Here is a 5,827-nt window from a genome sequence, read left to right as displayed (position 1 = left end):
TCAGCCCCGCGCAGTTCGAACGAACCGCGTCACGCTGAGCAAATGCCTCTCCACTTAAGCGGGGCAAGTCCACTGCGCATTTCCGCAACGGTTGCGTATCCGCCCATGTCACTCGGCAGTGCCAAAAGATTGCGCTTCTGCGCAGTCGTCAGTTCCTTGAGCATCCGACGCTCGTCAAACGACAGTTCATCGCTCATTGACTACATCCTTATTCGCAAGCTCGAGCAGCACATCTGCATGGCAAGGCTGATCGAGTGGACACCAGCAGGCGAGGTTCTTGCCGCGCAGTTCGGGCAACCGCCGCTGCGCATTGCCCCAAATGCCTTTGGTCGTCATCTTCCAGCGGTAAAGCTCGACAGCCTTGGCAACGGCTTCTGCCTTCGTTGCGAACCAGAACCCGGCAAGGCGGTCGGGACGCAGTGCGCATAGCCATGGCCCGCTAAGGACATGCTCTCCGGTTTCATCGACCGTCTCGCCATCCCAGTGCATCTGTCCGCGATGGACGGTATGTGGATTGCCCCAGAATCCAGGCCGCGCGACCGAAACCGTATTTTCCGGCATCCTCCAACCCTTCTTGCGCGATAGCTGGACGCGCTTCGGTTCCTGCATCACTCCCGCCCCTCCCCGTGCGAGAGGGCGGCGTCGATAAAGTCGACGGTCGTTTCAGCGGGTCCGTGCCAAATCGTGTCCGTGATCGAATGAAGGTTCAGCCCGTTTTCGTTGTGGAGGTCATCGCGAACGGCGCGCAACACCTCCCGCAACCGCTCCACCTCCCCCGCCGGGACCGCATCGCCCGCGCGGCTGTCGAGGGCGGCGAGGCGATTACCCACAGCCGTCATGAATTGCGTGAACTCGGGGTCGAGATGCTCGCGCGCCTGCATATGGCATTGGTCCGCAAGGGTCTTGGTCGACCAGCTTGCAAACAAGCCCTCGCGCACAGCATCCGGCGTCTGTCGGGTGGTCATGCTGCGGTCCTTTCAAATAAGTCCTTACCGCTATCGAGCCGTTTCTTTGCCAGACTTGCGTAGACCGGAGATAATTCAATCAGTATTGATTCCCGACTGATTTGACCGGCCACTAAGCCAGTGGTCCCCGATCCGCTGAAAGGGTCTAGGACAATGCCGTCGACAGGACATCCAGCTTCAATGCATCGCTTTGCCAATTCTTTAGGGAACGGCGCGACGTGGTCCTTTTGTCCTCGCTCAGGTTCAATATGCCAGACGCTTTGTTCAGGCAAAGACGCTCGGTCGAACCAATACCTTCTAGACTTGGACAGCAAAAATATCGTCTCATGCTGTCGATAGGGCCTATCGCGCACACTCGGTTCTACGAAGGCGGTCGGACGGCACCAAATAATTTCCTGGCGCACGGTCCAGCCATCCGCTTGAAGCGCGTGCGCCAGTCGCCAAGGGATGCCCAGCAAGGACTTTTTGGGTAAGCCCATGCCAGGCGTATCAAGCCATCGTTTCTTTTCTTTCTGGCGCATCCAGTTGCGGTTCGGGCTGCGCGGATCGGAGCCGCACGGTTGGCCATTGCCTGAATAAACGCTGTCGCCGATGTTCAACCACAGCGTGCCGTCGTCGCGCAGCACGCGCCGGACTTCCCGGAAGACCTCGACCATGCCAGCAATGTACTGTTCAGGAGTCGCCTCAAGGCCCATCTGGCCGTCAACACCGTAATCACGCTGGCCGAAATATGGCGGGCTGGTCACGCAGCAATGAACACTGGCGGCCTGGAAGGTTGCCAGCACCTCACGGCAATCGCCTTCAATAATGCGAGTCCTCATGCCTTCCCCCCATCGCAGGCGTCAAGAACACGGTTCAAGGCGCACATCGATTGGAATGCTCCGGGCTTACGATCTTCATGAGCCGCCTTCATTCTATCGCGCTCGGCGATGAGCGCGGCTCGTAACCCCTCCCCCTGGCGGATCGCGTCTGCGGAGAGGGTGGAGAGGGCTTCCTTGGCGATACGCTGAATAGTGCCGATGTCGCTGGCGATGGCATAGGCCATACCGCTCAACTTGGCACCTTCAGCATCCGCCATGCGCTGAAGATAGCCCAGCGGATTGCAGACATCTTCGAGTGCCTGGCGGTACGCCGCCTCGCGCACCCGCTCCACCGCCTCCCGATCCATCGCGGGCGGGGCGGCGCGGGTGAACAGCGGCGTTTCGGTGTAACCGGCCTCAAGCAGCTTGCGCGCATATTCACCGTTGCAGTCCAACACCAGCTCTTTGCCGACGCCAGTCAGTTCGTAAAAGTAGGCAACGGGCTCGTTATTTTGGATGTCAGCCACGGGCGGCCTCCTCATTGCGTCGAATGCGGGCTTGCAAGCGGGCAAAATTCTCCGGCTTTTCAAAGAACCGGATGGCGGCCTTGGCGCGCTTGTTGGCAATATCCCGGCGCGCTTTCAGGCGCTCGGCTTGCTCCTTGCCCACACGTTTGGCGTCGAACGCCTTCAAGTCCATGTATCGGGCTAGGCAGGCATGAAGCTGCTTCTGGTCTAAAGCTTGGTCAGCCACGGGCATAACTCCATTTCTTCTCGACCGCCGCGAACAGAGCGCAGCAATCGGGGCATTCGGGTTTCGGGAGATGCGGCGGCAGGGCTTCCCGCTTGCCGCACGGGTGATGATAGACCGCCATCTGGCCATAGCTGGGGATTGGCGGGCGGGCGGCGCAGAGGTGGGTCATGCGACACCGGCCTTGGCGGGCTTCATGATCGAAGCCTCAACCCATGCTCGCATCCGCTTCCACCGCGCTTCTGGAGTCTCGTTGTACCAGCCCGCCTCGTCGTTCATGTATTCGATCTCGCGGACCAGTGGCTCAGCGATACCGAAAGCGTCTGCGATGGGGCCGGGATCTTCTGGGTCCAGCTTAGCCATATCAACACCCCGAACTTTGCCGAGACTGCCGATGGTGCAGACGTTGTCCTCACGTTCCAAATCACCGGCGATCAGCCGTTTTTCCGGCATGGCGTCGAGTGCGTCCGCCAACTCGCGGAGGAAAGCCTGACCGCGCTTTCCCTTGATGGAGCTGGCCACGGCACCACGCCAGCGAATGTGCGCCCACTGGTCGAAGTCATAATCTTCGGTGTATCCCGCGCGGCTCATTCCCCCGCCTCCCCCATGTCCTCATTCCCGTCGTGCTGGCTGCTCAGAGATTGCGATCCAGCGGCAACGCGCTTTTCACCAGCGTTGGGGTCAAGGGTGGTGGTGTCGATGGCCTGTTCGAGGGCATCGAGGCGCGACAGGTTCTGCACTGGCTCAGGCTGGGCTTCCTGCATCTGCGGCGCGGGCTGATGCTCGACGGCCATGGTCTCGTCGCGCTCAAAGATTGCCTCGATGTCGGTTGCCTGAGGAAGCCGCTTCGCATGGTGCCGGATGACCGTCTTGATGGCACCCTCGTCCTCAAACGTGGTCCACATCAGGCTGCTCGCGCCACGGCCTTGGTTCTTGGCCTTGTCGATCCGCCATTTCGGCATGTAGTCCCGGCTCTTGGTGCCGTCCTTGAACGTGACGATGCTGTACGCACCGATGACCTTGCCGGGATCGCCTTCTTCATAGGGCTTGTGGAAGATGCGTTGATCATCGCCCAGCAACCGTTCGAACTGGTCCTTTTCATAGACCGCCGCCACGTCCCACGACGCGACTTCTCCCGAGCGGCGCACCTTCTGCATGATGCCTGCGACCATAGGCATCCATTGCGCCTTGCCCTTGAACGGGACGATCGCGCCTTCCCGGCCGTCCGGCAGCAAACCGTCCTGCGCGGCGCGTACCAGTGCTGTGAATAGCGAGGCGCGCTCGACCTTATTGCCGTCCAGAAGATCGGGGTTGGTCTGGACGGCCGTTGTGGCCACGCGCCGGAACTTGTCGACGCTGATATGGCTGGGCAGCGCCATCTTGATCTCGTTCGTGCGGTGATCCAGAGCCTGGCGGAATGCCTCGACGGGATGAACGCGACGTTCTGCGAGTTGCGTGGCCATGATTATGCCTCCAGTGCTTTGAGTTTTTGCTGTTTGCGAAGCTTCGAGCATGTTTTGCAGCCGCCGCTGCGCTCAACATTTGCAGGCGTTCGAGCGTGGCCGCGAATGCAATGGCTGCGTTGATTTGGGGCGCGCCATCGGTTCTTCCGGAACATATCCCGCGTGTTGTCTATGGGTGCACCCAAGAACATGTGGTTGGGATTGACGCAGATCGGCGTGTCACAACGGTGGCAGACGAACTGGTCTTCTGGACTTGCCACTAACGCGGCATATGCGGCGCGATGTGCAAGCTGCTCCTTGCTATTAGCAATCCAGTATGATCCGTACCCGCCAGAAAAAGCAGCAGCATTCCATAACCAGCATCCGCTATTAGGCTCTGGTGAAACCTTATCCCAAAAGCGAGACGGCAAGCGGACATCTCCAAAATGCACGGGGGTCATGCTTTCACCTCACGCAGATCAAATCTGCGATAGCCCTTCCGTCCGCGAATGATTTCACCCTGCTTCGCCTCGCGATCGGGCGTGTCCTTGGTGCGATTTGCGGTCAGACGGTGGCCGGGCAGCAGCGCGACGCCAGCCGTGCCGATGCGTTCGATCAGCCGGGTCTTGGCGACTTCCATGTCGGTTTCGGCTTCGTCGCGGCGGGCCTTGGCGTCGAGGAAGTCCATCGCTTCCTGCTCGGCATCCAAGCTCTCGCGAAGGTCCGCTACCTCGTCAGTCGGCTGACCCAGCGCTTCGACCAGTGTCTTGCCGTCGCGGGCATAATCCACAGGCGGGGCGCGATCGGCCTCGACGTCAGCCCAGAACTCGGCAACGCGGCGCTCGATCTCAGCATAGACCTTCGGCTTGAACGGCAGCGGGAAGCGGCGGGGATCATTGCCGCCGACCAGTGTGATGATTTCGCACCACTCGACGCCAGCCAGACCGGCATAGGTCTGCGCCTGAAGCTGGTAATTGAGCGGTGGCTCATCGCCCCATCCCTTGGCCACCAGCCAGTCAGCCGTCTTGATCTCCAGCACGCCCACGCCGCGCTCAGGGCAGCGGACAAGCTGGTCAGGATGACCACCCAAGCCGTTGCCATTGGTCAGTCGCTTTGGCGTCTCGACGCGCTCATAGCCCCACAGGCGACAGGCGATCTCGACAACCACAGGCTCCAGCATGACGCCGCAGAAAATGCGCATGTCGGCGGGCACGCCATTGGTGACGGCATTGAACTCCGGCGTAGCGATCGTGCCGCGCTTACGGTGGAACAGCTCGAACTTCGTCAGCCACGGACTGGCGTCGAACAGAGCAGCCACCTCCCCGGCGCCTACGACAGAGGCGCGGAACGCCTCGTCGCTCAGGGACAGGTCCACGGCGCTCATACCGCCAACCCCAGCGCGAGCCAAGCGAACGCACCGATCGCGATGAACCCAGCCAGCACAGCGAGGATTTCCCCGACGCTAAACCGCACGACGATCCAGTCCTGATCGCCCTCCATCGCCTGCAACCGCCCGCCAGCCCGCTCCCGCTGCGCATCGGTCATATGCGACTGCACCGTGTGGTTGCGGCCGATCAGGGTGATGCTGCGGGGGGTCATGCGAAGCGCTCCAGATAGAGGGCTTCCCGGCGATCTTCGGCACGACGCTCGGCGGCATCGTCAAGCATGTCGCGGTAATGCGCCATGCACTCGGCCAGCAGGTCGTCGTCTTCGTAAAGGTCGTCGGGAATGATAATAAGTGGGTCCGCCGGGCTAATGTCGATGATCTCGACACTTGAGGTGGTCCCGCCTTCTTGGACAGGTTTGCGGCTAAGTTAAGCTAATCCCGGTTGTCATTCACGCCGCCTGTTTGATCATCAGATCATGGGGG

12 protein-coding genes are annotated in these 5,827 nt (G+C 60.8%); all 12 read right to left on the bottom strand.

What is annotated here, in order from left to right:
• Positions 1 to 29 precede the first annotated feature (29 nt).
• Genes ACQKJZ_RS17635 through ACQKJZ_RS17580 form a run of 12 tightly spaced genes read right to left on the bottom strand, consistent with a single transcriptional unit; the run spans position 30 to position 5,556 of the window.
• Positions 30 to 197, bottom strand: coding sequence for a hypothetical protein (locus tag ACQKJZ_RS17635; protein WP_427732812.1), 168 nt, complete (start codon positions 195 to 197; stop codon positions 30 to 32).
• The gene (locus ACQKJZ_RS17630; protein WP_427732810.1) at positions 187 to 609 is read right to left on the bottom strand and encodes a DUF4326 domain-containing protein; all 423 of its coding nucleotides are present in this window, start codon (positions 607 to 609) and stop codon (positions 187 to 189) included. The genes ACQKJZ_RS17635 and ACQKJZ_RS17630 overlap by 11 nt, the downstream gene beginning before the upstream one ends.
• Positions 609 to 965: a hypothetical protein gene (locus ACQKJZ_RS17625; RefSeq protein ID WP_427732808.1), complete on the bottom strand. Its 357-nt coding sequence runs from the start codon at positions 963 to 965 to the stop codon at positions 609 to 611. The genes ACQKJZ_RS17630 and ACQKJZ_RS17625 overlap by 1 nt, the downstream gene beginning before the upstream one ends.
• A complete protein-coding gene (locus ACQKJZ_RS17620) occupies positions 962 to 1,786 on the bottom strand; it encodes a DNA-methyltransferase (RefSeq protein ID WP_427732806.1) in 825 nt (274 codons plus the stop codon). Before ACQKJZ_RS17620 ends, ACQKJZ_RS17625 begins: the two co-directional genes overlap by 4 nt.
• Positions 1,783 to 2,292 carry a hypothetical protein gene (locus ACQKJZ_RS17615; protein ID WP_427732804.1) on the bottom strand — a complete coding sequence of 170 codons (510 nt, stop codon included), beginning with the start codon at positions 2,290 to 2,292 and terminating at the stop codon, positions 1,783 to 1,785. Before ACQKJZ_RS17615 ends, ACQKJZ_RS17620 begins: the two co-directional genes overlap by 4 nt.
• Positions 2,285 to 2,518: a hypothetical protein gene (locus ACQKJZ_RS17610; protein WP_427732802.1), complete on the bottom strand. Its 234-nt coding sequence runs from the start codon at positions 2,516 to 2,518 to the stop codon at positions 2,285 to 2,287. The genes ACQKJZ_RS17615 and ACQKJZ_RS17610 overlap by 8 nt, the downstream gene beginning before the upstream one ends.
• Positions 2,511 to 2,687 carry a hypothetical protein gene (locus ACQKJZ_RS17605; protein WP_427732800.1) on the bottom strand — a complete coding sequence of 59 codons (177 nt, stop codon included), beginning with the start codon at positions 2,685 to 2,687 and terminating at the stop codon, positions 2,511 to 2,513. Before ACQKJZ_RS17605 ends, ACQKJZ_RS17610 begins: the two co-directional genes overlap by 8 nt.
• Positions 2,684 to 3,106: a hypothetical protein gene (locus ACQKJZ_RS17600; RefSeq protein ID WP_427732798.1), complete on the bottom strand. Its 423-nt coding sequence runs from the start codon at positions 3,104 to 3,106 to the stop codon at positions 2,684 to 2,686. Before ACQKJZ_RS17600 ends, ACQKJZ_RS17605 begins: the two co-directional genes overlap by 4 nt.
• Complete coding sequence (locus ACQKJZ_RS17595; RefSeq protein WP_427732796.1) at positions 3,103 to 3,978, bottom strand: recombinase RecT; 876 nt, start codon at positions 3,976 to 3,978, stop codon at positions 3,103 to 3,105. Before ACQKJZ_RS17595 ends, ACQKJZ_RS17600 begins: the two co-directional genes overlap by 4 nt.
• Before the next feature lie 2 nt (positions 3,979 to 3,980).
• On the bottom strand, positions 3,981 to 4,418 hold the full coding sequence (locus ACQKJZ_RS17590; RefSeq protein ID WP_427732794.1) for a hypothetical protein: 438 nt from the start codon (positions 4,416 to 4,418) through the stop codon (positions 3,981 to 3,983).
• Positions 4,415 to 5,341 carry a YqaJ viral recombinase family protein gene (locus tag ACQKJZ_RS17585; protein ID WP_427732792.1) on the bottom strand — a complete coding sequence of 309 codons (927 nt, stop codon included), beginning with the start codon at positions 5,339 to 5,341 and terminating at the stop codon, positions 4,415 to 4,417. Before ACQKJZ_RS17585 ends, ACQKJZ_RS17590 begins: the two co-directional genes overlap by 4 nt.
• On the bottom strand, positions 5,338 to 5,556 hold the full coding sequence (locus ACQKJZ_RS17580) for a hypothetical protein (RefSeq protein WP_427732790.1): 219 nt from the start codon (positions 5,554 to 5,556) through the stop codon (positions 5,338 to 5,340). Before ACQKJZ_RS17580 ends, ACQKJZ_RS17585 begins: the two co-directional genes overlap by 4 nt.
• Between the last annotated feature and the right edge of the window lie 271 nt (positions 5,557 to 5,827).

Source organism: Sphingomonas sp. NPDC019816, assembly GCF_050274375.1.
Classification (GTDB): Bacteria; Pseudomonadota; Alphaproteobacteria; order Sphingomonadales; family Sphingomonadaceae; genus Sphingomonas.
The sequence above is the reverse complement of the archived record's forward strand: the minus strand, read 5'-3'. Positions and strand labels throughout refer to the sequence as shown.